This is a genomic window from Hydrogenophaga sp. GW101-3F08, from assembly GCF_059424585.1.
In genome coordinates, this window is record NZ_JBWKZP010000002.1 from 125,175 (window position 1) to 151,250 (window position 26,076).

Annotated in this window: 28 protein-coding genes; 8 read left to right on the top strand and 20 right to left on the bottom strand. The window is 66.7% G+C overall.

The window, feature by feature from the left end:
• Positions 1-4 precede the first annotated feature (4 nt).
• From kynU to AC07YZ_RS06165, 7 genes are all read right to left on the bottom strand, one after another.
• On the bottom strand, positions 5-1,279 hold the full coding sequence (gene kynU, locus AC07YZ_RS06135; protein ID WP_494794106.1) for a kynureninase: 1,275 nt from the start codon (positions 1,277-1,279) through the stop codon (positions 5-7).
• A gap of 142 nt (positions 1,280-1,421) precedes the next feature.
• A complete protein-coding gene (gene kynB / locus AC07YZ_RS06140) occupies positions 1,422-2,084 on the bottom strand; it encodes an arylformamidase (protein ID WP_226494029.1) in 663 nt (220 codons plus the stop codon).
• 115 nt (positions 2,085-2,199) lie between these two features.
• Positions 2,200-3,117, bottom strand: a complete 918-nt coding sequence (locus AC07YZ_RS06145) for a class I SAM-dependent methyltransferase (RefSeq protein ID WP_494794107.1) — start codon at positions 3,115-3,117, stop codon at positions 2,200-2,202.
• Positions 3,118-3,119: 2 nt separating this feature from the next.
• Positions 3,120-3,440, bottom strand: coding sequence for a YkgJ family cysteine cluster protein (locus AC07YZ_RS06150; RefSeq protein ID WP_226494027.1), 321 nt, complete (start codon positions 3,438-3,440; stop codon positions 3,120-3,122).
• Positions 3,441-3,444: 4 nt separating this feature from the next.
• A complete protein-coding gene (locus AC07YZ_RS06155) occupies positions 3,445-3,756 on the bottom strand; it encodes a YkgJ family cysteine cluster protein (protein ID WP_494794108.1) in 312 nt (103 codons plus the stop codon).
• An 8-nt stretch (positions 3,757-3,764) separates the two neighbouring features.
• Entirely contained in the window at positions 3,765-4,712 is a 948-nt protein-coding gene (argF, locus tag AC07YZ_RS06160) for an ornithine carbamoyltransferase (RefSeq protein WP_494794109.1), read from the bottom strand.
• A complete protein-coding gene (locus AC07YZ_RS06165) occupies positions 4,709-5,914 on the bottom strand; it encodes an aspartate aminotransferase family protein (RefSeq protein WP_494794110.1) in 1,206 nt (401 codons plus the stop codon). Before AC07YZ_RS06165 ends, argF begins: the two co-directional genes overlap by 4 nt.
• Positions 5,915-6,195: 281 nt before the next feature.
• Here AC07YZ_RS06165 and AC07YZ_RS06170 point away from each other — a divergent pair, with 281 nt between their 5' ends.
• Positions 6,196-6,522: a DUF3579 domain-containing protein gene (locus AC07YZ_RS06170; RefSeq protein WP_068174010.1), complete on the top strand. Its 327-nt coding sequence runs from the start codon at positions 6,196-6,198 to the stop codon at positions 6,520-6,522.
• 30 nt (positions 6,523-6,552) lie between these two features.
• Here the strand turns inward: AC07YZ_RS06170 and AC07YZ_RS06175 are convergent, their stop codons facing one another.
• Complete coding sequence (locus AC07YZ_RS06175; RefSeq protein WP_413465784.1) at positions 6,553-7,740, bottom strand: MFS transporter; 1,188 nt, start codon at positions 7,738-7,740, stop codon at positions 6,553-6,555.
• Between the two features lie 291 nt (positions 7,741-8,031).
• On the opposite strand from AC07YZ_RS06175, the gene AC07YZ_RS06180 reads away from it, so the two are divergent.
• Positions 8,032-8,847: a TIGR00266 family protein gene (locus AC07YZ_RS06180; RefSeq protein ID WP_226494023.1), complete on the top strand. Its 816-nt coding sequence runs from the start codon at positions 8,032-8,034 to the stop codon at positions 8,845-8,847.
• On the top strand, positions 8,840-9,325 hold the full coding sequence (locus tag AC07YZ_RS06185) for an AAC(3)-I family aminoglycoside N-acetyltransferase (RefSeq protein WP_494794111.1): 486 nt from the start codon (positions 8,840-8,842) through the stop codon (positions 9,323-9,325). Before AC07YZ_RS06180 ends, AC07YZ_RS06185 begins: the two co-directional genes overlap by 8 nt.
• A gap of 123 nt (positions 9,326-9,448) precedes the next feature.
• On the opposite strand, the gene rpsT is transcribed toward AC07YZ_RS06185, so the two are convergent.
• Positions 9,449-9,748, bottom strand: a complete 300-nt coding sequence (rpsT, locus tag AC07YZ_RS06190; RefSeq protein ID WP_226494021.1) for a 30S ribosomal protein S20 — start codon at positions 9,746-9,748, stop codon at positions 9,449-9,451.
• A 120-nt stretch (positions 9,749-9,868) separates the two neighbouring features.
• Here rpsT and murJ point away from each other — a divergent pair, with 120 nt between their 5' ends.
• The 5 genes from murJ to AC07YZ_RS06215 all read left to right on the top strand — a co-directional run bounded on the left by murJ (position 9,869) and on the right by AC07YZ_RS06215 (position 14,568).
• A complete protein-coding gene (murJ, locus tag AC07YZ_RS06195; protein ID WP_494794112.1) occupies positions 9,869-11,434 on the top strand; it encodes a murein biosynthesis integral membrane protein MurJ in 1,566 nt (521 codons plus the stop codon).
• A 41-nt stretch (positions 11,435-11,475) separates the two neighbouring features.
• Complete coding sequence (locus tag AC07YZ_RS06200; protein WP_226494020.1) at positions 11,476-12,333, top strand: SirB1 family protein; 858 nt, start codon at positions 11,476-11,478, stop codon at positions 12,331-12,333.
• A 176-nt stretch (positions 12,334-12,509) separates the two neighbouring features.
• Entirely contained in the window at positions 12,510-12,905 is a 396-nt protein-coding gene (locus AC07YZ_RS06205) for a PA2779 family protein (protein ID WP_494794113.1), read from the top strand.
• A 56-nt stretch (positions 12,906-12,961) separates the two neighbouring features.
• Positions 12,962-13,864, top strand: coding sequence for a PA2778 family cysteine peptidase (locus AC07YZ_RS06210; protein ID WP_226494018.1), 903 nt, complete (start codon positions 12,962-12,964; stop codon positions 13,862-13,864).
• A gap of 71 nt (positions 13,865-13,935) precedes the next feature.
• Positions 13,936-14,568 carry a Rossmann-fold NAD(P)-binding domain-containing protein gene (locus tag AC07YZ_RS06215; protein WP_226494017.1) on the top strand — a complete coding sequence of 211 codons (633 nt, stop codon included), beginning with the start codon at positions 13,936-13,938 and terminating at the stop codon, positions 14,566-14,568.
• A 3-nt stretch (positions 14,569-14,571) separates the two neighbouring features.
• Here the strand turns inward: AC07YZ_RS06215 and AC07YZ_RS06220 are convergent, their stop codons facing one another.
• The 11 genes from AC07YZ_RS06220 to purM form a co-directional block, all read right to left on the bottom strand.
• A complete protein-coding gene (locus tag AC07YZ_RS06220; RefSeq protein ID WP_494794114.1) occupies positions 14,572-15,555 on the bottom strand; it encodes a GlxA family transcriptional regulator in 984 nt (327 codons plus the stop codon).
• A gap of 97 nt (positions 15,556-15,652) precedes the next feature.
• A complete protein-coding gene (locus AC07YZ_RS06225; protein ID WP_494794115.1) occupies positions 15,653-16,207 on the bottom strand; it encodes an isochorismatase family protein in 555 nt (184 codons plus the stop codon).
• A 154-nt stretch (positions 16,208-16,361) separates the two neighbouring features.
• Entirely contained in the window at positions 16,362-18,053 is a 1,692-nt protein-coding gene (locus AC07YZ_RS06230) for a Tle-like phospholipase domain-containing protein (RefSeq protein WP_494794116.1), read from the bottom strand.
• Positions 18,054-18,056: 3 nt separating this feature from the next.
• On the bottom strand, positions 18,057-18,788 hold the full coding sequence (locus tag AC07YZ_RS06235; protein WP_494794117.1) for a hypothetical protein: 732 nt from the start codon (positions 18,786-18,788) through the stop codon (positions 18,057-18,059).
• A gap of 56 nt (positions 18,789-18,844) precedes the next feature.
• Positions 18,845-19,384: a hypothetical protein gene (locus tag AC07YZ_RS06240; protein ID WP_494794118.1), complete on the bottom strand. Its 540-nt coding sequence runs from the start codon at positions 19,382-19,384 to the stop codon at positions 18,845-18,847.
• 6 nt (positions 19,385-19,390) lie between these two features.
• Complete coding sequence (locus AC07YZ_RS06245) at positions 19,391-20,122, bottom strand: hypothetical protein (RefSeq protein ID WP_494794119.1); 732 nt, start codon at positions 20,120-20,122, stop codon at positions 19,391-19,393.
• Positions 20,123-20,125: 3 nt separating this feature from the next.
• Entirely contained in the window at positions 20,126-20,464 is a 339-nt protein-coding gene (locus AC07YZ_RS06250; protein WP_494794120.1) for a hypothetical protein, read from the bottom strand.
• A gap of 76 nt (positions 20,465-20,540) precedes the next feature.
• Positions 20,541-22,244 (bottom strand): phospholipase effector Tle1 domain-containing protein, encoded by a 1,704-nt coding sequence (locus tag AC07YZ_RS06255; RefSeq protein ID WP_494794121.1) that lies wholly within the window; start codon positions 22,242-22,244, stop codon positions 20,541-20,543.
• Complete coding sequence (locus AC07YZ_RS06260; protein WP_494794122.1) at positions 22,241-22,852, bottom strand: hypothetical protein; 612 nt, start codon at positions 22,850-22,852, stop codon at positions 22,241-22,243. Before AC07YZ_RS06260 ends, AC07YZ_RS06255 begins: the two co-directional genes overlap by 4 nt.
• Before the next feature lie 49 nt (positions 22,853-22,901).
• Entirely contained in the window at positions 22,902-24,638 is a 1,737-nt protein-coding gene (locus AC07YZ_RS06265) for a TrbL/VirB6 family protein (RefSeq protein ID WP_494794123.1), read from the bottom strand.
• A 313-nt stretch (positions 24,639-24,951) separates the two neighbouring features.
• A complete protein-coding gene (purM, locus tag AC07YZ_RS06270; RefSeq protein WP_226494006.1) occupies positions 24,952-25,989 on the bottom strand; it encodes a phosphoribosylformylglycinamidine cyclo-ligase in 1,038 nt (345 codons plus the stop codon).
• Positions 25,990-26,076: the final 87 nt, after the last annotated feature.

The following is a 26,076-nucleotide window of genomic DNA, read 5'->3' on the forward strand; positions in this document are numbered from 1 at the left end:
TCCTTCAGGTCACGGCGTGTTTGCGGTTGAACTCGGGGCGCTTCCATTCCGCCGTTTCGAGCACCTGTCTCAACTGCTCGACGGCGTTCCACACATCGGCGAAGCCGATGTAGAGAGGGGTGAAGCCGAAGCGCAGGATGTCCTTGTGCCGTCCACCGTCGCCGGCGCGGTAGTCGCCGATCACGCCGCGCGCGATCAGGGCCTGCACGATGGCGTAGGCACCTTCGTCTCTTGTCAAACACACTTGCGAACCGCGCTGCGAGTGGCCGCGTGGAGTGGCCAATCCAAGGCCGTGGCCCGCGCAGCGTTCTTCCACCAGTGCGATGAACAGGTCGGTCAGCGCCAGCGACTTGGCGCGCAGCGCCGCCATGCCGCCCAGCGCCTCGGCCGCCAGCACGGTGTCCACCCCGCATTCGAGCGCGGCCAGGCTGATCATGGGCTGGGTGCCGCACTGGTAGCGCGTGATGCCCAGTGCGGGCTTGTAGTCCGGCGTGAATTCGAACGGCGTGGCGTGGCCCCACCAGCCGGCCAGCGGTTGCCAGAAACGGTCGGCGTGCAGCGGGTTGACCCAGACGAAGGCGGGCGCACCCGGGCCGCCATTGAGGTACTTGTAGCCGCAGCCCACGGCGAAGTCGGCCCGGGCCTGTTTCAGGTCCACCGGTACGGCGCCCGCGCTGTGCGCCAGGTCCCACACGGTCAGGATGCCCTCGGCGTGCGCGGCCGCGGTCACGGCCGCCATGTCGTGCATCGCGCCGGTGCGGTAGTTCACGTGCGTGAGCATGAGGATGGCGACCTCGGCGCTGAGCGACGCGGCGATCTCTTCGGGCTCGACCAGCGCCAGCTCCATGCCGTGCTGCCGGCACAGCGCTTCGGCGATGTAGAGGTCGGTCGGGAAGTTGCTGCGTTCGCTCACGATGCGCTTGGCGCTCGGGCGATCAGCGGCCGCAATGTTCATGGCCGCGCTCAGCACCTTGAACAGGTTGACCGAGGTGCTGTCGGTGGCGACCACCTCGCCGGGGCCGGCGCCGATCAGGCGCGCGATCTTGTCGCCCACTTTCTGCGGCATGGCGAACCAGCCGTTCTTGTTCCAGCTCTGGATCAGGTCGGTGCCCCACTCACGGGTCACGACGTCGGCCACGCGGGCCGGGGCTGCGGCGGGCATCACGCCGAGCGAGTTGCCGTCGAGGTAGATGGTGCCGGCGGGGATGTTGAAGAGATCGCGCAACTGGCGCAGCGGGTCTTGCGCGTCGAGGGCGAGGCAGTCTTGTTGGATCGTCATGGGGTTTGTCTCCATCAAACAGTGTGGGTATGCGGTGCGGGGCTTTTCATTCCAGGTCCACCGCGGCACAGCCCTTCGTCAAGCTCAGGACGGGCCGCTGGTGTCGCCCCTGGGGGGGGTGACGCCGCAGGCGGCGCGGGGGTTATTCGAGACTTCGGAGGATGGCGCGCACCGGGCTGGCGTCGGCGGTGGTGAGCTTCAGGGGCAGGGCGATCAGCTCGTAGTCGCCCTCGGGCACGTCGTCGAGCAGCAGGTTTTCCAGCACACGCAGGCCGCGCCGGCGGATCACCTGGTGGCTGTCGAGCGTCTTGCTATCGGCGGGGTCGATGCTGGCGCTGTCGATGCCGATGAGCTTCACGCCGAGGTCGGCGAGTTGTTCCACGGTGTCCGGCGCAAAGGCGGGCAGGGCGTCGTCAAACCGGTCCTGGGGCTGATGCTGGTAGACGCGCACCAGCACGCGAGGGGGCAGAGCGTCCAGGCTCCATGCCCCGCCGCTGGGCGGCTTGCCCAGCGCATGCGCGATGTGTTCGGGCCGCACCAGCGGGCCGCAGCCGATGGCGTGTACCACGCGGCAGGGGCCGAGAAAGGCGTCGAGGTCCACCGCGCCAATGGCCGCGCCCGCTGCGTCGTAGTGCAGCGGCGCGTCGGCGTGCGCGCCCACGTGGGGCGAGAGCGTGATGGCGCTCACGTTGACCGGGCAACCCGGCTCGATGCTCGCCACCCACTGCTGCGTGTAGGCCGTGTCGCCCGGAAAAACCGGTGCACCCGCATGGATCGGAGGGGAAATGTCCCAGAGCTTTTTCATGGTGCGATGAAGGTAGCACCGGAGAAAAAGCCATGGTGTCGGTAATTTCCAACGCTACCGAAATTATTTTAGGTCTAAACCATATGGCCCGGAGCGCGGCAGGGGGTGTTCCTTTTCAGGGGAGGTCCGGCGCGCGGTACACCAGCACCTTGAGCGCGCGTTCGGGCGACGCGTCGGCGAAGCTCGTCGGGTTGGGCAGGCGTTGCTCGAACACGAGTTCGGGTGCGGCCTCGCGCATCTGGTCCTGCAAAAAACCGGTGTCCAGCTCGGGCGCGTTGAGGCACAGCAACACCCGGCCGCCCGGGCGCAGCAGGTCCGGCAGGCGGCGCATGAGGCGCAGGTAGTCTTTGGTCGCGACGAAGCTGCCTTTCTGATAGCTGGGCGGATCGACGATGACCAGGTGGTAGGGCCCTGAGCGTGTGAGCTTGCCCCAGGTCTTGAAGATGTCGTGGGCCAGGAAGCTGGCACCGGCCTGCAGCCCGTTGAGCGCGTGGTTCTGTTGTCCGAGCGCGATGGCGCCCGCGCTCATGTCCACGTTCACCACCTGCTTCGCGCCACCCTGCAGCGCTGCCACCGAGAAGGCGCAGGTGTAGGCAAAGAGGTTGAGCACCTTGGCGCCCGCCGCGTGTTCGCGCACCCACTGGCGGCCATCGGCCATGTCGAGGAACAGGCCGTGGTTCTGGCCTTTGAGCACGTGCACCAGGTAGCGCGCACCGTGCTCGGTCACCACGTGCGGCTCGGGCACGCTGCCGGTCATCAGCCGGGTGTCGCTGCGACCCTCGTGCCGGCTCTGGAACACCCAGTTCAGTGGCTGGTCGGGTGCGAGCTGCTCGTGGCGCGCGGCGAGTGCGGCCGACATCGTGGCCAGTTCGTCGTCGCTGGCTTTGCCAAATCGGGTCAACACCCACACCGGCGGGTAGGCGTCCAGCGTCCAGGCTTCACAGCCCGGGTGCAGGCCACCCCGGCCGTGGAAGAGGCGTTGGGCATCGGAGGGCATGGCCATCGTGGCGATGGTGTCGAGCAGGGCTTGCATATTCAGTGTTCCGGCCGTTCATCCAGCGGCGGCAGGCCATGGCGCTGGCGTGCCTTGTTGCAGGCGTAGGAACCTTCCTGCAGTTCGGTGCAGGGTCGGGGGCGCAGTGCGTAGATGGTGCAGCCCACCGCGGTGCCCACGCTGCCCGACAGCGCCACGCAGCGGATCGGCACCTCGCCGGTACCCCGCATGCGGCAGGTGCTGCCGTTGACGGTTTCGGTCAGGGTCACAGGCACCGCGCCGCCCATGTCGTCCAGCTCGTACACCGAAAACTGGACGCGATAGGCGGCGCAACACGCGCCGCAGGTCTGGCACTGGGACATGGGTTCAGCGCGCGGGCAAGGGGGGCAGGCCGTGGCGGCGGCGCGCCTGGCCGCAGGCATCGCTGCCTTCTTCGAACTCACGGCAGGGGTTGGGCCGCCACTCGTAGATGCCGCAGGTGGCTCTTTCGCCGACCTTGCCGGAAAGCGCCGCACAGCGTGGGCGGCCATGGTCGGTGCCGCGCAGGCGGGCGATGCTGTCGGTCACCGGCACCCACAGCCCGTCGGGCACGCTGCCGCCTTCGGACTGGGTTTCATGCACCGAGAAGTCCACGCGGAAGCTGGCGCAGCAGGCGCCACAGCTGGTGCAGGCGCTCACAGGCCGATTCAGCCCAGGCGGCCCAGCAGCAGGTACTCCATCAGCGCCTTCTGCACATGCATGCGGTTCTCGGCCTCGTCCCACACCACCGATTGCGGGCCATCGATCACCTCGGCGCTCACCTCTTCACCGCGGTGCGCGGGCAGGCAGTGCATGAAGAGCGCGTCGGGTTTGGCCACGGCCATCATGGCCTCGTCCACGCACCATTGTGCGAACGCGGCGCGGCGCACCTCGTTTTCGGCCTCGTAGCCCATGCTGGTCCACACGTCGGTGGTCACCAGATCGGCGCCCTTGCAGGCTTCCTTCGGATCCTTGAACACCTTGTAGCAGGCCGGGTTGGAGACGCCGGCGAGCTTCGGGTCGACCTCGTAGCCGCTGGGCGTGCTCACGTGCACCGTGAAGCCCAGCAGCTCGGCCGCCTGCAGCCAGGTGTTGGCCATGTTGTTGCCATCGCCCACCCAGGTGACGACCTTGCCCTTGAGCGCATCCAGCGGGTTGCCGCTGGCGGCCGGGCGGTACTCGACCATCGTGAACAGGTCGGCCAGGATCTGGCAGGGGTGGAACTCGTTGGTCAGGCCGTTGATGACCGGTACGCGCGAGTGCGCCGCGAAGCGCTCCAGCTTGCTCTGCTCAAAGGTGCGGATCATCACCAGGTCCACCATGCGGCTGATCACCTTGGCGCTGTCCTCGATCGGCTCGGCGCGGCCGAGCTGGCTGTCGCCCGTGGTCAGGTGCACCACCGAGCCGCCGAGCTGGTACATGCCGGCCTCGAAGCTCACACGCGTGCGGGTGCTGGCCTTCTCGAAGATCATGGCCAGGGTGCGGTCCGGGTCGGCGAACGGCTGGTGCTTTTCGACGGCCTTGAACTTGGCCTTGATGAACGCGGCGCGCGTGAGCAGGTAGGCGTACTCGTCGGCGCTCAGGTCCTTGAACTGGAGGTAGTGGCGGATGTTCATGTGTTTTCTGCCAGGAATGCAGCAATGATCGGCAACAGGATGGCGGCGACTTCGTCGGCCTCGGCGGTGGTCATGATCAGCGGCGGCACCAGGCGGATCACGCTGTCGGCCGTGACCGACAGCAGCAGGCCGGCGTCGGCCGCGCGCTGGGTGATCACGCCGCAGGGCTTGTTCAGCTCCACGCCGATCATCAGGCCCTGGCCCCGGATCTCTTTCAGCCCCGGGTTGCCGGCCAGGCCTTTTTCCAGCGCGCTGCGCAGGTGCGCGCCCACGGTGGCCGCGTTCTCCAGCAGGCCGTCTTCTTCCATGATGCGGATGGTCTCGACCCCGGCGCGCATGGCCAGCGGGTTGCCGCCGAAGGTGGTGCCGTGGTTGCCCGGTTGGAAAATGTTCGCGGCCTTGGGGCCGGCCACCACCGCGCCGATCGGCACGCCCGAGCCCAGGCCCTTGGCCAGCGGCATCACGTCGGGTTTGATGCCGGCCCACTGGTGGGCGAACCACTTGCCGGTGCGGCCCATGCCGCACTGCACCTCGTCGATCATCAGCAGCCAGTCCTGCGCGTCGCACAGCGCGCGCACCTCCTGGAGGTACTGCGCGCGCATCGGGTTCACGCCGCCTTCGCCCTGGATGGTTTCAAAAAACACCGCCACCACGTTGGGGTTGCCCACGGTGGCCTTTTTCAGGGCGTCGATGTCGTTGAGCGGCACGCGGATGAAGCCTTCGACCAGCGGGCCGAAGCCGGCCTGCACCTTGGGGTTGCCGGTGGCGCTCAGCGTGGCGATGCTGCGGCCGTGGAAGGCTTTTTCATAGACCACGATCTCCGGGCGTTCGATGCCCTTGTCGTGGCCGTACTTGCGTGCCAGCTTCAGCGCGGCCTCGTTGGCCTCCAGGCCGGTGCTGCAGAAGAACACGTTGGTCATGCCCGAACGTTCCACCAGCATCTGGGCCAGGACCTCCTGGTTGGGCACGTGGTAGTAGTTGCTGGAGTGGATCAGCTTGGCCACCTGGTCCTGCAGCGCGGGCACCAGTTTGGGGTGGGCGTGGCCCAGGGTGTTGACGGCGATGCCGGCCAGCGCGTCCAGGTACTCCTTGCCGTTCACGTCCCAGACGCGGCAGCCTCGTCCGTGTGACATGGCGATCGGCAGGCGGCCGTAGGTGTTCATCACATGGGGCGAGGTGGCGGCGGGCGCAGCGGCATTCATGCGGGGGACTCCGGTTGGGGGACAGACCAAAAGAAAGCGGCTCAACGAAGGTTGAGCCGTTGAAAAGCGATTTTAGGGGCAGCAGCGGGCATCATCATTGCTTGTTGGGCATCGCTGTCATGCCGCCGGGCCGGTGCCCCACCCACTGGCCCGGGGCCGGGTAATCCCTGACTTCAAGTCTTATATAAGATAGAATACCTGCCAGCCATCCCGGCCAGCGATCCTCGGCCTGGCGGTGGCCATGCCTCCCTTCCAGGGCCCTCCATCCGAAGGCTTCCCCGATGGTTTCTCCGACTGCCAAACAAGTGTTCATCCAGGGCGTCACCCAGAGTGGCCGCACCTTTCGCCCCAGCGACTGGGCCGAACGGCTGGCCGGCGTGATGAGCCAGTTCCGCCCGGGTGGCGGCGTGGTCCGGCAGGGCAGCCACATCGCCTATTCGCCCTGGTGCGTGCCCACGGTGATGAACGGGGTGAAAGTCGTCATCGTCCACACCGACCTGCGCGAAGCCGAGCCCATGGCCTGGGACTTCGTCATGCACTTCGCGCGCGACAACGACCTGCAGGTGGTGGAAGGCTGTCTGCTGCCAGACCGGCCCGCCAAGCCCTGAAACCCTGGAAAAACGGCCGATCTCAGCCGCTCAGGCCTGACCGCTGGCCGACGTGGCCACCCGCTCCGGCCCCTTGTGACCCGCCACCGGATGCGCTCGCGCATCGGCCCGTGCCCAGGCAAACACGCCCAGCCCGGCCAGCGCCAGCAGCGCACCCACCCAGCCGGTCGAGGTCCAGCCCAGGCCCGCACTGATGGCCACCCCGCCCAGCCAGGCGCCCAGCGCGTTGGCGACGTTGAAGGCCGAGTGGTTGAGCGCGGCGGCCAGCACCTGGGCCTCGCCCGCCACGTCCATCAGCCGGATCTGCAGGGCCGGGCCGACGGCCACCACGGTGCCGATCAGGAAGATGTTGATCGAACCCGCCACCACGTGCTGGGCGGTGAAGGTGAACGCCACCAGCACCACGACGGACCAGGCCAGCATGCCCCCCACCGTGGGCATGAGCGCGCGGTCGGCCAGGCGCGAACCCAGCACGTTGCCCACCACCATGCCCAGGCCAAAGAGCGCCAGCACCACCGGCACACCGGACAGCGGCAGGCCGGCCATTTCGATCATGGTGGGCTTGACGTAGCTGAACACCGCGAACAGGCCGCCAAAACCGATGGCGCCAATGCCCAGCGTCAGCCAGACCTGCTTGTTGCGCAGCGCGCCCAGCTCGCCCAGCGGGCTGGACCCCGGCGGCGCGGCCATGGCGGGCACCTCGCGGTGGATCATGCCGGCGGCCAGCAGCGCGATGGCGCCCACCAGCACGAATGCCGCGCGCCAGCCGAAGTGCTGCCCCAGCCAGGCCGCCAGCGGCACGCCCAGCAGGGTGGCCAGCGTGAGCCCGGTCATCACCAGGCCCACCGCGCGCGCCCGCTGGCCCGCCGGCGCCAGCGCGGCCGCCACCAGCGCCGCCACGCCGAAATAGGTGCCGTGCGGCATGCCCGCCAGGAAACGCAGCAGGTTGAGCGAGAGGTAGCCCGGCGCCAGTGCGCTGGCGAAGTTGCCCAGGGCGAACACCGCCATCAGCGCCACCAGCAGGGCCCGGCGCCCCCAGCTGGCGGCCAGCACGGCCAGCACCGGCGCGCCGATCACCACGCCCAGCGCGTAGGCGCTGATGACGTGGCCCGCCTGCGGAATGGTGACGCCGATGTCCCGGGCCACCTCGGGCAGCAGGCCCATGATGACGAACTCCCCCGTGCCGATGGCAAAACTGCCGATGCCCAGGGCCAGCATGGCCCGGCCCGGGTGGGCCGCGGTGGGGGTTGTGAGGGACGTTGGCGCGAAACCTGGGGTGGGGGCGTGGGACACGTGAGCGGAGGAGTGAATGGGTGCGGCCCGCTGGGTGGAAATCGGTGGGAATCGGGCCGCGAACCGGCGATCGTGGCATGGCCGGCGTTTGGGCGTGCGAGAGCTTGGTAGAAACCCTGCATCGTGGGGCGGCGCCTGGGGGCTTTGGATATAGTGACGCGGCGTTTTTGTAACAACCGCTTTCCCCAACCCCATTTGAATCTGGAGCTGAACCCCATGGCCATGGACCAAGTTGACTATTTCCTGCACGGCGACGACATGCAGTTCGTCGAAATCGAGCTGGACCCCGGCGAGGCGGCCATCGGCGAGGCGGGCAGCATGATGTACATGGAAGACGGCATCCGGATGGACACCGTCTTCGGCGACGGCTCGGCCGGCTCGGGTGCCGGGGGCCTGTTCGGCAAGCTGCTGGGTGCCGGCAAACGCCTGATCACGGGCGAATCGCTGTTCACCACGGTCTACACCAACGACGGCCAGGGCAAGAAGAAGGTGGCGTTTGCCGCGCCCTACACCGGCAAGATCATTCCGTTTGACCTGAGCCAGCATGGCGGCACCATGATCTGCCAGCGCGACGCCTTCCTGTGCGCGGCCAAGGGCGTGTCGCTGGGCATTGCGTTCCAGCGCAAGCTGGGCACCGGCTTTTTCGGCGGCGAGGGCTTCATCATGCAGAAGCTTGAAGGCGACGGCCTGGCCTTTGTCCACTCCGGGGGCACGGTGCTGGAGCGGCGGTTGCAGCCGGGCGAGGTGCTGCGCGTGGACACCGGCTGCGTGGTGGCCTACACGCCGGGGGTGGACTTCGACATCCAGTTCGTGGGCGGCGTGAAGACGGCGCTGTTTGGTGGCGAGGGCCTGTTCTTCGCCACCTTGCGCGGCCCGGGCACGGTGTGGATACAGTCGCTGCCGTTCGCCCGCCTGGCCTCGCGCATCTTTGCCGCCGCGCCCATGACCAAGGGCGGTGGCGGTTCCGGCGGCGAGCAGGGGGGCTTTTTCACCGGCGGTCTGCTGGGCAGTCTCACCGGCGGCGATGACTGACCGAGGCATCCGGCGCGATCTGTCCGTGTTCCGCCTGGGGCGCGACGACGTCGGCACCCTGCACGCGCTGCTGGACCTGTTCAGCCAGGCCTTTGACGACCTCGACAGCTACAGCGCCGCACGCCCCGAGCGGGACTATCTGGAGCGGCTGCTGGGCAAGACCACCTTCGTGGCCCTGGTGGCCGAGGACGACGAAGGCCAGGTGGTGGGTGGGCTGGTGGCCTACGAGCTGGAAAAGTTCGAGCAGGCCCGCAGCGAGATCTACATCTACGACCTGGCGGTGGACGCCGTGCACCGGCGCCAGGGCATCGCCACGCGGCTGATCGAACACCTCCAGGGCATCGCGGCGGCCTGTGGGGCCTGGGTGATCTTTGTGCAGGCCGACCCGCCCGACGAACCGGCCGTGGCGCTCTACGCCAAGCTGGGGCGGCGCGAGGACGTGCTGCACTTTGACGTGCCGGTACCGCCCCGTCCATGAAAAAACCGCCGGATCTTGCGACACGGCGGTTTTTTGCTTTTTTTTGCTGGCAGCGCACCGGTTTCAAACGGCAGACCCCGAGGGGTCCGGGCTGGTGGCCTGACGGGTCAGGCCGGGTGGGTGTCAGGCGGCGGCGAGAGCCAGGGCCTTGACTTTGCTGGACAGGCGGCTCTTGTCGCGAGCGGCCTTGTTCTTGTGGAAGATGCCCTTGTCGGCAACGATGTCCACCACTTGTTGCATCTTGGCGAACAGTTCGGTCGCCTTGGTCTTGTCGCCGGCCAGAACGGCTTTTTCAACGTTCTTGACGGCGGTGCGGTATTTGGAGCGCAGCGAGGTGTTCGCGGCGTTGATCTTGACGTCCTGGCGGACGCGTTTGCGGCCAGAGGCCAGACGGGGGTTCTTTTTCTTCGGCTTGGTTGCCATGGTGAATTTCCTTCAGATGTTTGGGGATGATGCCAGCAAAGCCTGCAATTTTAGCACGCCGGCCCGCGCTGTGAAGCCTCCCGGGATGGCCGGCCCCGGGGCGTGGTTACACTGAGCGCCGTGTCCCTCTTCAAGTCCGCCTCCCTCGTTTCGCTGCTGACCCTGCTGTCCCGCATCACCGGTCTGGTGCGCGAACTGCTCATGGCGGCCACCTTCGGCGCCAGCGCGCTCACCGACGCGTTCAACGTCGCCTTTCGCATCCCCAATCTGCTGCGCCGCCTGTTTGCCGAAGGCGCGTTCAGCCAGGCGTTTGTGCCGGTGCTCGCCGGCGCGCGCGAAGCGGAGGGCGAAGACGCCACCCGCCAGCTGGTGAACCAGATCGCCACCGTGCTGGCCTGGGCGCTCACGCTCACCTGCGTGTTGGGCGTGGCCGGTGCGCCGGTGCTGGTCTGGGCCATGGCCAGTGGCCTCAAGCAGAGCCCCGACGGTTTCGAGGCCGCCGTCTTCATGACGCGCTGGATGTTCCCCTACATCGCCTTCATGTCGTTCGTGGCGCTCTCGGCCGGCATCCTGAACACCTGGAGGCGGTTTGCCGTGCCCGCGGCCACGCCGGTGCTGCTCAACGTGGCCATGATCGCCGCCGCCTACTGGGGGGCGCCCTGGTTCGGCCGCCTCGGCCTGCCGCCGATCTACGCGATGGCCGGCGGGGTGCTGCTGGGCGGGGCCTTGCAACTGGGGGTCCAGATCCCCGCGCTGCGCCGCCTGGGCATGCTGCCGCACGTTCGCCTGCGCTGGTCGTCCCTGCGCGCCGCCTGGAACCACCCCGGCACGCGGCGCGTCACCACGCTGATGCTGCCAGCCCTGCTGGGGGTCAGCGTGGCGCAGATCTCGCTGCTGATCAACACCCAGATCGCCTCGCACCTGGTCACCGGCAGCGTGAGCTGGCTCACCTACGCCGACCGTCTGATGGAGTTCCCCACCGCCATGCTGGGTGTGGCGCTGGGGGTGGTGTTGCTGCCGCAGCTGGCCGCGGCCCGGGCCGCCAACGACACCCAGCGCTACAGCAACCTGCTCGACTGGGGCCTGCGCCTGGTGGTGCTGCTGGCCGTGCCCTGCGCGGTTGCGCTGCTCACCTTTTCCCGGCCGCTGGTGGCGGTGCTCTACCACTACGGCGCCTTCACCGACGCGGACGTGCGGCAGACCTCGCTGGCCCTGATGGGCTACGGCGCCGGCCTGCTCGGGTTGATCGCCATCAAGGTGCTGGCGCCCGGGTTTTATGCCCGCCAGGACATCCGCACGCCGGTGAAGATCGCCATCGTCGTGCTGCTGCTCACGCAGGGCATGAACCTGCTGTTCGTGCCTTATCTGAAGCATGCCGGGCTGGCGTTGGCGATCGGCCTGGGCGCCATGGTCAATGCCCTGTGGCTGCTGATCGGGCTGATGCGCCGCGGTGCCTACACGCCCACGCCCGGCTGGGCGCGTTTCGGGCTGCAGGTGGTGGCGGCCAGCGCCCTGCTGGCGGTGTTCCTGATGTGGAGCGCCGAACAGGTCAAGTGGCTGGCTTTTGATGGCCATGCCTTGCAAAGGGTGGGCCTGCTGGCGCTGTGCATTGGGGGGGCGGTGGTGGTGTATTTTCTGACCCTGATGCTGGCCGGTTTGCAGTTGCGCCAATTCGTCAGAAAATAGCTTTCATTGCGGCACCTTGGCGCTTTCAGGCGGTGACTTTCATGCCCTTCGTCTTCGACTTCTCCACACCCACTCCGCTGGGTTATTTCGCCGCTCTGGTGGGGGACGACGACAACCTGCCGCTGCTGGAGGCCGCCACCTCCCTGGCCCAGGACGAATACCCCGACCTGGACGTGCAGGAGGTGCTGGGCGATGTTGACCAGCTGCTCGCCCGCCTGCGCCGGCGCTGCGGCAACGACACCGATCCCCTGCAGCGGCTGCGCGCGCTCAACCAGTTCTTCTTTCGCGACATGGGGTTTGGCGGCAACGTCAACAACTACTACGACCCCGACAACAGCTACCTCAACGCGGTGCTGCGCACGCGCCGCGGCATCCCCATCTCGCTGGCGGTGCTGTGGCTCGAACTGGCCCAGGGCCTGGGGCTCAAGGCGCGTGGCGTCAACTTCCCCGGGCACTTCATGGTCAAGGTCAACCTGCCCAACGGGCAGGTGGTGATCGACCCGTTCACCGGCCAATCGCTCAGCCGCGAGGACCTCTCCGAACGGCTCGAACCGTACAAGCGCCGCAATGGCTTGGTGGACGATTTCGACGTGCCGGTGGGCCTGTACCTGCAGGCGTCGCCGTCGCGCGAGATCCTGGCGCGCATGCTGCGCAACCTCAAGGAAATCCACCGCACGCAGGAAGACTGGCTGCGCCTGATCGCGGTGCAGGACCGCCTGCTGGTGCTGCTGCCCGAGGCCTGGGTCGAGTACCGCGACCGCGGGCTGGCCTGGGCCGAAATGGGCGACGCGCGGCTCGCGGTGAGCGATCTGGAAATCTACATCTTGCACACCGAAGACGCGCTCGACCGCGACGCCATGGACCAGCGGCTGCAGGAACTCAAACGCGCGTTGAACTGAGCCTCCTTGCGCTGTCGCGGGTCAGCCCTGCCCGCGCGTGAGCGAGTGTGAGCAGATGCCCTGGCGTGTTTCGCGGTGTAAGTCATGTTGACTACAGCCGGTGCGTTGAACACCATGCGGATTCCCGCAATACCTGAGCCGTTTTCTGGCCGGGTGCCGTTCACGGAGGTGTTCACATGTTCAAAAAAACCTTTCACCGCATGCTGGTCGCCGTCCTGATGCCCTGCATCGCCCTGGGCGGCATGCCCCTGTCGGCCCAGGCCGCCATCGTCACCACCGAGCAGGCCATGGTGACGCCCGCCGGTGATGCCAGCCGCGAACGCGTCACCGCCTTTCTCGCGCGCGACGAAGTGCGCGCCGCGCTGCAGGCCCAGGGGGCCAGCGCCGACGACGCCATCGCCCGCGTGAAGGCCATGTCGGATGCCGAAGTGGCCCAGCTGGCCGACCGGGTGGACCAGGCGCCGGCCGGCGGCGACGTGCTGGGCGTGCTGTTCGCCGTCTTCGTGATTCTGCTGGTGACCGACATCCTGGGCTTCACCCAGGTGTTCCCGTTCACCCGCCCGATCCAGTGAGCGGTCCGTCGAGTCGCCGCAGAACCCCCGCCCTGGCGGGGGTTCTGCTTTGCGCGGTGTTGCTGTTCACCGGCTGCGCCGCGCCACCCCAGCTCGCGGCCCTGCAGGGCGGGTGGCCCACAGCCTGGCCCGATCGGGTGCGGCTGACCACGGTGCCTTTTTTCGCGCAGGACGATCACCTGTGTGGGCCCGCCTCGCTCGCCATGGTGGCGCAGGCGGCCGGTCGCCCGGTGACGCCCGACGAGCTGACCCCGCAGGTCTACCTGCCCGGGCGCCAGGGCGCGCTGCAGGTGGAAATGCTGGCGGCGGCGCGTCGCCAGGGCCTGGTGGCCTATGTGCTGGCGCCCGAGCTGTCGGCGCTGATCGAGGAGGTGGCCGCAGGCCATCCCGTGCTGGTGCTGCAGAACCTCTCGTTGCCGATGGCCCCGCTGTGGCATTACGCCGTGGTGGTGGGTTTCGACCTGCAACAGCAGACGCTGATCCTGCACTCGGGCACCACGGCGAACACGGTCGTGCCCCTGGCCACGTTCGAGCGCACCTGGGCCCGCTCGGACCACTGGGCCGTGCGCGTGACGCCGCCGGCACAACTCCCAGCCACCGCGCGGGCCGACGCCTGGGCCACGGCCGTCGCAGCGCTCGAACGCGTCGACGCCGCAGCCGCCTACACCGGGTGGCACACCGCGCTGCAGCAGTGGCCCGAGCATCGCATCAGCATGCTCGGCCTGGGCAATGCGGCCTACGCCACCGGCCAGCGCGAACGCGCCGAACAGGCCTACGACGCTGCCACGCGCACGCACCCGGACTTCGCCGACGCCTGGAACAACCTGGCCCAGGTCCGGCTGGAGCTGGGCCGGCCGCAGGCCGCGCACGAGGCGGTCTCCCGCGCGGTGGCGCTGGGCGGCCCGCGTCGGGCCGACTACCTGGCCCTGCAACACACCATCGAACAGAGATTGAAGTGAAGTATTTTGTGCGGGGCATTGCAGCTCCGAATCGGCTCGACAATGGGCGTTTCGAGATCGCAGGAACACCCATGACAACCGTGATGCTGGTCGGGGCCACCGGCCTGGTGGGGCAGGCCGTGTTGCAGCAGGCCCTGGCCGACCCTGCCGTGGCCCGGGTGGTCGCACCGACCCGCAAGTCGCTGGTGCCGCACCCCAAGCTGCTCAATCCGCTGGTGGACTTCGAGCGCCTGCCCGAAGACGCCGCATGGTGGGCGGTCGACGCCGTGGTCTGCACCCTGGGCACCACCATCGCCAAGGCCGGTTCGCAGGCCGCGTTCTACAAGGTGGACCACGACCACCCGCTGGAGGTGGCCTACCTCGCGCGGCGTCACGGCGCGCGGGCCTTTGCCTTCAACTCGGCCCTGGGCGCGGACGCGGCCTCGCGCGTGTTCTATGCCCGCACCAAGGGCGAGACCGAGCGCGATCTGCAGGCCGTGGGCTACCCCTCGCTCACGCTGGTGCGTCCGGGCCTGATCGGGGGCGTGCGGCTGGAGAGCCGGCCGGCCGAACAGCTCGCGGTGCGCCTCTCGCAGTGGGTGCAACCCTTGCTGCCGCGGCGTTACCGCGTGGTCCCCGCGCAGCGCATCGCGCACCACCTGCTGCAGGCCGCGCTGGCCGCCACGCCGGGGGTGCATGTGCTGCCGTCGGAGGTGCTGCTGTAGTCGTCAGTGCCCGCGGTGCGCCGGTGAGCCCGCCTTGCCGAGCTGGTGCCAGGTGCGGCGCAGCTGGGTGTCGGAGCTGAAGCCGGCGAGTTCGGCCGCCAGCGTGACGCTGTGGCCCGATCGCAGCGCGGCGTCGGCCAGATCAAGCCGGATGCTGCGAAGGTAGGCCAGCGGGGCGATGCCCGCGTGGGTGATGAACAGGCGCGCGAGGTGGCGCGGCGAGGTGCAGGCCACGTCCGCCATGCGCTGCAGCGACCAGTCGGCCTGCGGCCGCTGGCCGATGGCGTCCTGCACCCGGTGGATGGCCGGATGCAGGTGGGCGCGAAATCGCAGGAAGGGCGAGAGTTCGGGGTCGTTGGGCCCGCGCCGCAGCGCCACCACCATGGTCTGCGCGACCTGGGCCGCCAGGGCCGGCCCGCACAGGTCGGCGATGCGGTGCAGGAACAGGTCGATGCCGGTGGTCACGCCCGCGCTGCTGCACACCGCTCCATCGACCACGAACACCCGGTTCGACACCGTCTCGCAGCGGGGCGCCACGGCGTGCAATTCGTCCAGGTGCTCGTGGTGGGTGGTGGCCCGATGCCCGTCCAGCAGCCCGGCGTGCGCGGCCAGCAGGGCGCCCGCGCACACGGTGAGCAGCTCCAGCCGGTCCGGCGCCAGCTCGAGGTCGCGCAGCCAGCGGATGAGCTGGCGTGCGCTGTCGCTGTCCACATCGACGGTTCGCCCCGGTTGTCCCACCAGCACCACCCAGGCCGGCTCGGGCAGGCCGGGCGGCAAGGGTTCGATCTGGCTGATCGTGGCGCCCACCGAGCTGCTCGTCTGGCTCTCGGGCCCGATGAACCGCAGCTCGAACGCATCGGGCTTGCCGGCCGCGCGCAGGCACTGGTTGGCGATGCGCAGCGCCTCGGCGGGGCCGGCCCAGTCGAGGATGAGGCTGTCCGGCATGAGCACGAACGCCACCTGAATGGGCTCTGGGCCTTGGGTCATGCGCGGGTCCACCGGGGCGCCATCTGCCGGGCCGTGCGCCCGGCGAGCGCCATGCCGGCCAGGTCTGGCGCTGCGAACCTGTCGAGGGCGGGGGCGTTCATGCCGGTTCCAGCGCTTGCGCGGGCGTGCACAGGCGCGCAAAGCGGTCTTTCAGCACCGTGGCCGTGCGGGCCGTGATGTCGGCTGCACTCAGTGGCGTGCCGTCGGGTTGCACCATGTCAAAGGTCAGCGTGGCGTCGGTCACGAAGTCCACCGTGTAACCCAGATCGGAGGCGTGCCGGGTGGTGGTTTCGCAGCACTGTTCGGTGCGGATGCCGCTGACGATCAGGCGCTGGATGGCATTGCGGTTCAGCCACACCTCCAGCCCGGTGCCCACCAGCGCGCTGTGGCGCGACTTGTGGAAGGTCGCCGCGGCCTCGAACGGGGCCAAGCCATCCAGCGGGCGCACGGCGCCGGATTCCAGCGAAAAGGGGTTCTGCGGAACTTGCGGGCCTTCCACGTGGAAGATGCGCACGATGGGCATGCCCGCGGCTTGTGCGCCGGTGATCAGCGCGTTCTGCGCGGCCAGGTAGGCGGGCAGATCCCGTTCGGTGAAGGAGGGGCGGTGGCGGAAGGACTCTTGCACGTCGATGACCAGCAGGGCGGTTTTCATGGGGGGCTCCATCGGGGTTGTTGAAGCCTTGATCATGCCGATGGCCGGCGCTGGCGTCTGCTCGCGGCCAGACAAGAACCGATCATTTCAGGACATGGCCATTGTCCATCAGTTGGCCATGATGATCGCCATACGGCGGGATTTTCCGGACACGTCAGGCCATGGCCCTGGAAGCGCTGGGGGAGACGACCGGATGCGATGCGAGCTGCAGCGAGGACGGCGCCACATCCCCCGCATGGACCTGCGCACGGCTCTGCACCGCCTCGCTGAAATGCGCCCGGGCGCTCTGGCGCAGGGCCGGCGCAACCGCCATCTCGCTGAGCTGCTGGCTCTGGTGCATCACCGCCAGACGCTGGCCGTCCCGGCTCAGGTAAAACTGCTCGGGCGCCCCCATGTGGCCGTGGCGGGTGCAGTGCGTCACCGCCGCGGCACAGACCTGGCCCACCTGCGTGGTGCTCAGGCCCGAGCGCTGCAGGGCGTCCCCGGTCTGGCGATACGCCATCAGGAATTGCGCTTGTTGCTCGGGTCGAAGGCTTTGCGCCGCACCGGTGCCTTGCGCCTCGTCGGCCCGGGCGACGCGCGTCGTGCCGGTGGTTTCTGGCTCGGGAGCCTGTTCGCGCATGGCCACCGTCTCGGTCTTGATGGGCTTGCCCTCGGCGTCGAACTCGGTGACCCGGGCCGGCTGGGCACGGCGACCGTTCATCTCGATCAGCGAACGTTGGCCGTTCCTGTCGTGGTGGTGGATCTCGATGTCACCCGAACGCGGATTCACCGCGATGTGCTCCTGACTGCCATCTTCGTGCCGGACGTGAAACCGGTCGAACGGCGACACGTCGTCGCTGACGGCCACGCAACTGGCTTTGACCACCGGGGATTCGCCGAGCCTGGCAAACAGCTTGCGCGCTTCGGGCGGCACACGGGCGAAGTCGGCATGGCCTTCGGGAATGCGGTAGCGGCCCTGGGCATCGACCGACAGGCCTTGCTGGGCATCAAACAGCGCCTGGTTGGCGTGGTCCTGGCCCATGACCGCACCCGCCACCAGCGTGCCCGAGCCACTGAGCATGAGCGCGGTCTTGAGCACGGTCGGCAGAGACGAGCCCGGCAGTTGCGTCGGGCCCGGGCCGACGTGGCCGCTGAGGTACCGGTTGTTCATCACGCCATCGAAGGTGTAGGTCGCGATGTCGTTGGGTGTGCGCACGTCGTGCACCTGCCGGCCGGCGGCCTTGTAGCGCTCCAGCGCCGCGTCAAAGCCGCCCCCATCCTTGAAGTAGTCGCCGCGCACGGTGTCGCGCGCGATGGGCAGGCTGTTGTAGACGTAGGCGTCGAGCTTGTTCTTCAGTGCAAAGCTCTGCGCCATGCCACCGCCCAGGCTGTGGCCGGTGGCGGCGAAACGGTAGTCTTTGAACCGTTCGTCGTTCTTGAGGGCTTCGTAGGCGGTCTGCGCCTTGGCCTGAACCTTGGCGAACTCGCTGGCGCCGGCGTTGCCCAGGTCGGATTTCCAGTTGCTCCAGGCGTCCGAGCCTTTGAAATCGAAGGTGATTTCGTGGGTCTTGCGGTTAATGGAGACCTTGAACTGGTTCTCCAGTTTGCCCTCGGCGTTGTGCTGGGTGTTCCAGCCTTCCTGGGTCAGTTTGCCGCTGGCGTCGTATTGGGCGGTGGGCCAGTCAGGAGGCAGATCTCTGCCGGGAGTCGCATAGGACCAGGGTTCCGGGTATTCAGCAACTTTTCTGGCCTCTTCCACGTTCTGGTGCGGGTACGCCCAGAACGACAAGGCCATGGCCACTCGCGCGTCCAGGCGGTTGAGAGGCTTGTGGCTTGGACCGGTGGGTTGTGCGCTGGTGTCCATCGCTCACCCTCTTTGGTAGAGGGTGTCCAGCCACTCGTTTTGTGGTCGGTCGCATTTGTCGTCGATGTCTTCCCAGAGTTTCTGGCGTTCGGCGTCCTTGAGCAGCGTTCGCGTTCCGTCGGAGTTGTAGCGGTAGTAGCCGTCCCGAAACTCAGGCCAAACATAGTAGGCGATGGAGTAATAACGAACCCGGGGACGTGCCTCGCCGAGCACTGGCCCGCCAATCACCAGTCGGCGGGCGTAACACTGTTTCTGCAACAGGGGCAGCAACTCTGCCAACCCGGCTTCCCAGGCGAGCAGGTTCCCGCTTGGCCCGTGGGAGGTATCCAATGCTCCGGGTTTGGGATCGCCGCCGGCCCTCTGCAGCGCCAGCAGAATCTTCGCGTCCATCGAACCCCTGGCCGCGGCCTTCTCGAACAGCGCGGTGATCGCCTGGGGATCGCTCACGTCCTGGATCCAGCCGTCCGAGTTGCCCAGCGCGTAGAAATAGTCGCCCAACGGGTCGCCCTTGTCTTGCAGCGTCTGAATGTGTTGCCTCAGGACCGCCATGCCGCCCTTGAGGGCCTTGTCGTTGCCGGACTTCTCCAGTTCCGTGGCGATGTGGGCCGGCGCCATGCAGCCGCCGAGCAGCAGGCTGGCGCAGAGCGACAAGGCCACCGCGGCTGCGCGCGGCCGGGATGCGCGCTCTCGCGGTGTGGCCTGGCCCTGGCCGTTCTTTCGGTGCATATCGTTCATCGTCAATCTCCTCGTTGGCATGCGATGCCCTGTTCATCGCGTAAAAAAACCAGCGCTCAAGGCGCCAAAACCCGTACCTGAAACGTCTGCCCCGTCGGGTGCTGCGCGCTGGGGGTGGACGCCAGCCCATACACGGTCAGTCGCTGGCCGTTGGCACAGAGGGGCTCGGTGATGCCAGGACGGAGCTGCCCCGACATGCGGTGCAAGCTCCTTTCGCCGTGCTCACGCTGAACGGCCAGCCACCATTCGCCCGAGGCGGGGCGGGCGGTCAGCCCCACCCAGAAATCCAGATCGCTCTTCATTTCCGGCGTCAGATAGGCGGCGATCGCGTCGGGGCGGGTCCCGGCCGGGAGCAGGCAGAACACCTGGTGTTGGTTGCCCAGGGTTGCAGAGCCATTTCCCTTCTGGATCACGTGGGCCAACTGCAGCGGCATCAGGCTGTCCGGCCACCAGTGCCACAGCTGCAAGGTGCTGAAAACCCAGGCCAGCGCCGCGAACCCCAAGCAGCAACGTATCCACCACGTTCGCACCGCTTTCCAGGAAGGCCAGCGCCGCCATGCCGTCCCCAGCCACCGCTGCAATGTTTCAGCCAGCATCGCCGTTCAACTGGGCTTGTAGAGCACCGAGGGTGGCGGGAAAAACGGCAGAGGCTTGCTCACGATCGCCTTGCCGGACTTGTCGAACCTAGCGCCCCGGCTGAGCATGCCGCGCTGGGCCTCGGCCTGTTGCACCTCGTACAGCTTCTCGCGGTAGCGGTAGCCTTCCATCACCAGGCGAATCTGGTCGGTGTCGGCCTGCATCAGCGCTTGCAGGCTTTGCAGCTCGAAGTGGTAGCGCTGCATGACGCCGGAGGCGATTTCGTCGCCCGTGACGGTGCGTGATTTCTCGACCAAGTTCCCGATTTGTTTGCGCTTGTCGTAGAGGTTGCGCAGTGCTTGCTGGGTTGATTTGAGGGTTTGAATCCGCAAATTGCGCAGGCCCACGCAGGCTTTGTACATGTTGGGGTTGGTCTGCTCTTCTCCGCAGTCTTCCGCGCTGCCAATGTATTTGGCTTTCTCTTCGGGCGTCAGGTCAGTCAGGTCTTCAAACTTGGTGTCCAGGCCCTTGATCACCGCCTTGTTGGCTCCTTCGCCCAAGGTCAGGTCCTGAGGCTTGTCGGTGGCGGTGCTTAATTCGCTTTTGTAGGTTTTGTCGAGTTTGGTGTGATCGGTTTCAATTTTTCTAACGTTGTTGATTTTATTAAGCTCTTCGTAGACCTTGTGATCATAGACGGCCCACTGGGCCTGCGACGTTACGCAGAAAAGGGAAATTAGAATGCCAAGAAATTGCTTCATGATTTATTGCCCAAGAGCAAGCTCTCTTACAAGAACGGTGTTGCCGGACCACCACTGCACCGCAACAGCGACTGATGAACTGGTGGTTACCAGGAGGTTCTCATTGCCTTCGGTCCAGGAAAAATTGCTTTCGTCGTCCTCATGTCTTCCAACAATTGCCCTAACCTCATCCTTGGTCATCCGGTACTGAATCTTGTCAAAAGCCGCTCGCAGATTGACGGTGGATGTTTCGTTGCCATCACCACCGCCTCCACCGCAGGCAGCCAGTGAAAGGGCGGTGAATCCACCCAGAGCGGTCAATGCAAAGTGTCGACGGTTGAGGTTGATGGTTTTGAATGTCATGGAAAACTCCCTTGCGTGAAAAATTGATGGATAACAGAGTGGCGGGTTTCGCGCCCCGGGCCCGAATTCGCTCCCCTCACGCACGAACCAGTGCGGAGGGTTCTTGCTGCATTGAAGAATCGGCCATTCGGGTGGGCGGATCGACCTCATTCCGGGACAAGGCGTTTGCCTCGCGCCAGTGCGCTTGTTCGCTTTGGCCCAGGGCCTGCGCGACGCTGAACTCGCGCAGCGGTGCCAAGTCCTGGCGCATGGCGATGGTGCTGCCGTCCTTGCTGAGGTAGAAGTCCTGCGCCTCGCCCTGAGCGGCGTACCGGGTTTGCTCCTTGGCCGCCGCGGCCGACAGGGTGTCGATCTGCTGTTCGCTCATGCCCAGTTGCGCCAGCCGGGGGCCAAGCTGGTCTTTGAAGTGCTGGGCCTGGCTGTGTTGTTCGGCGCTGGGGCCCTGGCGCGCTGGCGCCGCCTGCACCTCGATGGGGTCCAGGCGCTGGTCCAGCGAGTCGCGCAGTGCCGTGCCGCTGCCCGCTGGCAGGCGTTTGTCCATCAGCAGCTGGCCTGGGCCGTCGCGGCGCATCAGCACCATGTCCACCCGGTCGTTCTGCGTGCCGGGTGGGTCGCGTTCGACCACCACGGCGCGCAGCGGCACACCCTTGTCTGATGTGTAGTCCTTGCGCCAGACCGCGCCCTGCGCGCCGTGGAAGCGGCTCCAGCCGTCGGCCCTCTGGCGCTCCGGATGGGCCGAAGGGTCCAGCTGGCGCGGGGCATCGAGCCCTTTGCGCGGGTCGTGGGTGACGGGGTAGTCGGCGTTTCGCGCCGCCGCCTCGGCGATCACGCTGGCTTTGGGGAGCAGCGTGCGCATCGCCGGGTGGCGGCTGATCTGGATGGCTTCGTCGGTTTTGGGGATGTCGCGCTCGTGGTAGACGGTGGCGCTGCCATCGTGGCGTTTGGCGGCGGGCACCTCGCTGATGGGCACCCTGGTTTTCCTGAACCACTCGGTGGAGGCTTCGAGCACGTGGGCGCCGATGCCCCGGTCGTAGCCACCACCGATGTTGCAGTGGTTGCCGGTGACGTCAACCGTGTTCACGCCGGGGTGGTGGCTGTGATCCACGCCCTTGAACCAGGTGCGGTATTCGTTCTGGGCGCGCACGACGGTGACGTTTTTCGAGGCTGGCGAGAACGCCGTGTTGCCCTCGTAACCTGTGGTCACCGGGTCGAGGACCATGGCCCCGGCGAGACCCAGTTGCCCGGGCGGAACCAGCATCTTGCCGGTGTTTGGATCGCTCAGGCCACGTTCATAGAGCAACTGGCTGAACACCGCCGCTGTGCCCCCGCCCCGGCTGAAGCCTGTGGCCATGACTTGCAGGGATTCGGTGGGGTTGACATGGGGGTGGCCGTGCAGCCAGGTAAATGCCTCCTGACTGAACTCTCGATACGCCTTTTCCGCTGTGTCCTGCATGTCGGCGGTGGGCCTCAGGACGTCGTGGTAGCCCTTGGCGCCTGGATCGGTGCCCACGCCGGCGTAATAGGCTGTACGGAAGCTCGGATTTCCCTTTTCGTTCGGCTTCATCTGCTCGTACAACTCCGCCACATTGGTGGGTTGCGGGTTGCCCGAGAGCGCCAGGTTGTCCTTGTCGTTGTTGGTGCCGTCAAAGTGCGCCACGAACACGAATTGTTCGCCGCTGCCGAGGGCCAGCTTGGGCGCCGCGCTCTCGGCGATGCCTTGTGCCTGGGCCGACATCCGGGCGCGCTCGGCCTCGTTGAGCTGCTTGACGACCTCGGTCATGGCTTGCTCCGCTCAGCCGCCTCGCGCGCCGCTCTCGCGCTGGGCCAGCCTCCCCGGACCTTGGGTGGGGCGTTGTCCGGGTAGAGGGTCTTGACGTCCAGATACTCTCGTCCATCCGGGCCGTTGGCGGGTTTGTCGGCCGGTCTGTGGTTGCGTTTGGTATCCCAATCAGAGTCAGGAATCAAATACACATACAACTGGTTGTTGTCGATCAGGAAGTAGATATCCTGCTTGTGCATTTCCTTGGGCGAGGGCAATCGGCTCCGGAGGTCCACCCGGTCTTCGTAGACCTTCTGCGTGTTTTTGTCGCGCCATTTGACATACAGGGAATCTCCCAGGAGGATTTTTCCGGCGCCGTTGAAACACTCGCCCCGGCGGGCCTGACCCGTCTGCACTTCGTGGGCCGTGTGCGTTCCCAGGGTTTCTCCATACAGGCAATCGAGCAATTCGATGTCCGGGCTGTCGACCGCCGGGTTGTATGAGAAGCCGTGAAAAACAATGCGGTCTTCGCTGCAGGCGTTTTGTGTGCTCATGAGCACTCCCAGAAAACAGGCGACAAGCCAGGGCCGAAAAAAGGGCTTTTTGAAACCGGGCATCTTGGGATGCATGGAAACCATCCTTTCAATCGTTGAGTGGGTTCTGTAGACCGTGGGCCGTTCAGCGGCCGGAGGGCCGGTTGCCGAAGGGCAATGCAACGTGCTCTCGCAATCCTTGCGTGCGGGGCGGGTTGTGGGTTCGTGAGTGATTCAACACAGCCTGTGCGACCGTTTGCCCGCTGCTGTGGCCATGCTCTTTGATCACCCTGGCGTCGGAAACCATGTCCCGGGCATGGGCGGGTTCTCCCGCGCCGGGGGTGCCGTTCGATGTGTTTTCTGCGCGGCTACCGGAAAGCCTGGGGGCATCCAGGTTGGCCGCCGTGGCCTGGCCTGTGTTGCCGACTTCATTCGCCAACGGGTTTGAGTGGCGGCCCATCGCTCCAGCGGGAATGCTTGCCATGCCCGGGTTGCCGCTGACGTTTTCAGCGGACAAATGGCCTCGTGTGCCATGAGTCGACAGGGTGGGCAATGTGGCCGCCTCGGTGCCACCGTTTCGGTTCGACCCGTTCGCGTGGTTGAGGAGTTGGCGGGTCATGGTGCCCGAGAAACTGTGGTCGGACTCGCTGGCGTGGTTCTGGTTGCCGGAGGTCGCTGCCGCCCCCTGGTGGCCCAGTGCGGCGGGGCTGTAGCCGGGCTGCTGGCCCGCGCTGGCGCCCGCTCCCGCTCCCGCGTAGCCACCGCCCAGGCCCGCGCGTGGCATGCCCATAGCCCCGGTGAGGTTGGCGGCGTAGCCCATGGACGCATTGAAGAGCTGCATGATCAGCGGGGGGGTGGCCACGATGAGCAGGGCGAAGAGGGCACCCATGCCGGCGAGGTTGGTGGCCGCGCCGCCCAGGTCCACCCGGGCGGCGGTGCCCAGTGTGAGGTTGCCCGTGAGGAAGCGGATGGCGACTTCCGCGATGGTCCCCAGTGTTCCCCCCGCATCGGCCGCGCTGTTGAGCACCGACGACAAGGCGATCATGAGCCCGTAGCTGACGGTCGATGACATGGCGATCGTGGACACGATGGACAGGAAGGCCAGCGCGAGAAACGTCGAGAACAGAAACTTGAGCCAACCCCAGAACAGCGATGTGGTGCCTTTGAACAGCAGGAAAAACAGGAACAGGGGCGCGAGCATCAGGGCAAAGCAGATCGCGATCTGCGAGAGCATCACCAGCATGGACGTCAGGATGGCCGGACCCGTCTGCCCCAGCGCGCCGGCGAACACCGTGAACGAACCGCGCCGGCTGCTCTGGTCGGCCACCGAATTGGTCACGTCTTCCACCACCATGTTCATGAACTGCCCGATGGCCAGGTTCATGTCGATGAGGCGGTCCACCGTGAGGCTCGAACCCGTGACGATCTGGGTGATTGACCGTTCCAGCCCCAGAACCGTGTGGATCACGGTGTCGGTGTTTTTGGTCAGGGCCGAAATGAGCGACATCACCAGGACGATCTTGGCCCCGCGCAACAGCAGCTGGACGATGGGTTCGCGCTGGCTTCCGGTCATGATCCGCAGGCCGGCCAGCAGCACCCAGACGGTGACGAAGGCGACGGACGCGGCCATGATCACCTTGGCCAGGTTGTTCACCACGAAGAACATCCACTTGTCCAGGATGGCGTCGTAGAGGATGAACTTCTTCAGATTGCAGAAGAAGGTGGCGTCCTGCAGGGCGTTCACATAGCGCTCGGGCAGGATGGCCGTGAGAGCGTCCGACACCACCGAATTGATGGCGAAGTTGGTGAAGTAGTCGTCGCCCAGATTGAATGGGCTGCAGGTCGGGGGCGATGACAGGAACCCCAGATCGGACGATGGCATGTATGTTTCCCTGAGCGTTTTTTGTTGGATTGACCGAATCGCCTTGGTTGGCATTTTTGTTTTAAACCAAGGCCAATTAAGTCCCAATTCTGATTCTAATAATAAATCTTTAGATGTATTTTTCTTGTTCTGTTGACATGCCCTCGCACGCTGTCAGCCGTGGGGTGCGCGCGCCGAATGTAGATCGAAAGCGTGCATGCGGCCGAGCCGGCCCCTGTCAGACCTGACAGCGCTGGAAACAGAGGCGGGGATTGGGGCCCGGAAACGGCGAAGGCCCGTTGCCGGGCCTTCCTGAATGCGAAGCGGCGGGGCTTCAGTTGACCGTGACGGCCGCGCCCTCGCCCTTGGCGGCGATCACGCCGATCTGATACACCGTCTCACCCAGCTCGCGCAGCGTGGCCGCGCAGGCGGCGGCTTCCTCGGCGGCGATCACCACCACCATGCCGATGCCGTTGTTGAAGGTGCGGTTCATCTCGATGTCGTCGATGCCGGCGGTTTTCTGCAGCCAGGCGAACAGCTCGGTCTGCGGCCAGCTGCCCTTCTTCAGGTGGGCGGCCGTGCCTTCGGGCAGCACGCGGGGGATGTTCTCCAGCAGGCCGCCGCCAGTGATGTGGGCCAGCGCCTTCACCGGGTGTTTGGCCAGCGTGGCCAGCACGTTTTTCACGTACAGACGGGTGGGGGCCATGATGGCCTGTTTGAAGGGCTGGCCGTCCAGCGTGGCGGGCAGCTCGCTGCCGGCGCGTTCGATGCACTTGCGCACCAGCGAGAAACCGTTGGAATGCACGCCGTGCGAGGCCAGGCCCAGCACCACGTCGCCGGGCTTCACGTTCTGGCCGGTGAGGATCTTGCTTTTCTCGACTGCGCCGACGCAGAAGCCGGCCAGGTCGTATTCGCCGGCCGGGTACATGCCGGGCATTTCCGCGGTTTCGCCGCCGATCAGCGCGCAGCCCGAGAGTTCGCAGCCCTTGGCGATGCCGCCGACCACGGCCGCGGCGGTGTCCACGTCGAGCTTGCCGCAGGCGAAGTAGTCCAGGAAGAACAGCGGCTCGGCGCCCTGCACCAGCACGTCGTTCACGCTCATGCCCACCAGGTCGATGCCCACCGTGTCGTGCATGTTCCATTCGAAGGCCAGCTTGAGCTTGGTGCCCACGCCATCGGTGCCGGAGACCAGCACCGGCTCCTGATAGCGCTTGGGCACTTCGAACAGCGCGCCAAAGCCGCCGATGCCGGCGAGCACGCCTTCGCGCATGGTCTTCTTCGCGAGGGGTTTGATGCGTTCAACGAGCGCGTCGCCCGCGTCGATGTCAACGCCGGCGTCTTTGTAGGAGAGGGGGGTGGTGCTGGAGGTCATGGGGTGCGGGTGCCGGCGGTGAGGCCGGTAGTGTCGTGTGAGCGGTCGGATCGGGCGGTGGGCGCCCCGCCAGATGGAATGGGCGGC

Excerpts from the sequence above, each read along its gene's own strand:
- kynU (WP_494794106.1), bottom strand. The coding sequence starts at position 1,279 with ATGACGATCCAACAAGACTGCCTCGCCCTCGACGCGCAAGACCCGCTG.
- kynB (WP_226494029.1), bottom strand. The coding sequence starts at position 2,084 with ATGAAAAAGCTCTGGGACATTTCCCCTCCGATCCATGCGGGTGCACCG.
- AC07YZ_RS06145 (WP_494794107.1), bottom strand. The coding sequence starts at position 3,117 with ATGCAAGCCCTGCTCGACACCATCGCCACGATGGCCATGCCCTCCGAT.
- AC07YZ_RS06150 (WP_226494027.1), bottom strand. The coding sequence starts at position 3,440 with ATGTCCCAGTGCCAGACCTGCGGCGCGTGTTGCGCCGCCTATCGCGTC.
- argF (WP_494794109.1), bottom strand. The coding sequence starts at position 4,712 with ATGAACATCCGCCACTACCTCCAGTTCAAGGACCTGAGCGCCGACGAG.
- AC07YZ_RS06165 (WP_494794110.1), bottom strand. The coding sequence starts at position 5,914 with ATGAATGCCGCTGCGCCCGCCGCCACCTCGCCCCATGTGATGAACACC.
- AC07YZ_RS06170 (WP_068174010.1), top strand. The coding sequence starts at position 6,196 with ATGGTTTCTCCGACTGCCAAACAAGTGTTCATCCAGGGCGTCACCCAG.
- AC07YZ_RS06175 (WP_413465784.1), bottom strand. The coding sequence starts at position 7,740 with ATGCTGGCCCTGGGCATCGGCAGTTTTGCCATCGGCACGGGGGAGTTC.
- AC07YZ_RS06180 (WP_226494023.1), top strand. The coding sequence starts at position 8,032 with ATGGCCATGGACCAAGTTGACTATTTCCTGCACGGCGACGACATGCAG.
- AC07YZ_RS06185 (WP_494794111.1), top strand. The coding sequence starts at position 8,840 with ATGACTGACCGAGGCATCCGGCGCGATCTGTCCGTGTTCCGCCTGGGG.
- rpsT (WP_226494021.1), bottom strand. The coding sequence starts at position 9,748 with ATGGCAACCAAGCCGAAGAAAAAGAACCCCCGTCTGGCCTCTGGCCGC.
- AC07YZ_RS06200 (WP_226494020.1), top strand. The coding sequence starts at position 11,476 with ATGCCCTTCGTCTTCGACTTCTCCACACCCACTCCGCTGGGTTATTTC.
- AC07YZ_RS06205 (WP_494794113.1), top strand. The coding sequence starts at position 12,510 with ATGTTCAAAAAAACCTTTCACCGCATGCTGGTCGCCGTCCTGATGCCC.
- AC07YZ_RS06215 (WP_226494017.1), top strand. The coding sequence starts at position 13,936 with ATGACAACCGTGATGCTGGTCGGGGCCACCGGCCTGGTGGGGCAGGCC.
- AC07YZ_RS06220 (WP_494794114.1), bottom strand. The coding sequence starts at position 15,555 with ATGACCCAAGGCCCAGAGCCCATTCAGGTGGCGTTCGTGCTCATGCCG.
- AC07YZ_RS06225 (WP_494794115.1), bottom strand. The coding sequence starts at position 16,207 with ATGAAAACCGCCCTGCTGGTCATCGACGTGCAAGAGTCCTTCCGCCAC.
- AC07YZ_RS06230 (WP_494794116.1), bottom strand. The coding sequence starts at position 18,053 with ATGGACACCAGCGCACAACCCACCGGTCCAAGCCACAAGCCTCTCAAC.
- AC07YZ_RS06235 (WP_494794117.1), bottom strand. The coding sequence starts at position 18,788 with ATGAACGATATGCACCGAAAGAACGGCCAGGGCCAGGCCACACCGCGA.
- AC07YZ_RS06240 (WP_494794118.1), bottom strand. The coding sequence starts at position 19,384 with ATGCTGGCTGAAACATTGCAGCGGTGGCTGGGGACGGCATGGCGGCGC.
- AC07YZ_RS06245 (WP_494794119.1), bottom strand. The coding sequence starts at position 20,122 with ATGAAGCAATTTCTTGGCATTCTAATTTCCCTTTTCTGCGTAACGTCG.
- AC07YZ_RS06250 (WP_494794120.1), bottom strand. The coding sequence starts at position 20,464 with ATGACATTCAAAACCATCAACCTCAACCGTCGACACTTTGCATTGACC.
- AC07YZ_RS06255 (WP_494794121.1), bottom strand. The coding sequence starts at position 22,244 with ATGACCGAGGTCGTCAAGCAGCTCAACGAGGCCGAGCGCGCCCGGATG.
- AC07YZ_RS06260 (WP_494794122.1), bottom strand. The coding sequence starts at position 22,852 with ATGCATCCCAAGATGCCCGGTTTCAAAAAGCCCTTTTTTCGGCCCTGG.
- AC07YZ_RS06265 (WP_494794123.1), bottom strand. The coding sequence starts at position 24,638 with ATGCCATCGTCCGATCTGGGGTTCCTGTCATCGCCCCCGACCTGCAGC.
- purM (WP_226494006.1), bottom strand. The coding sequence starts at position 25,989 with ATGACCTCCAGCACCACCCCCCTCTCCTACAAAGACGCCGGCGTTGAC.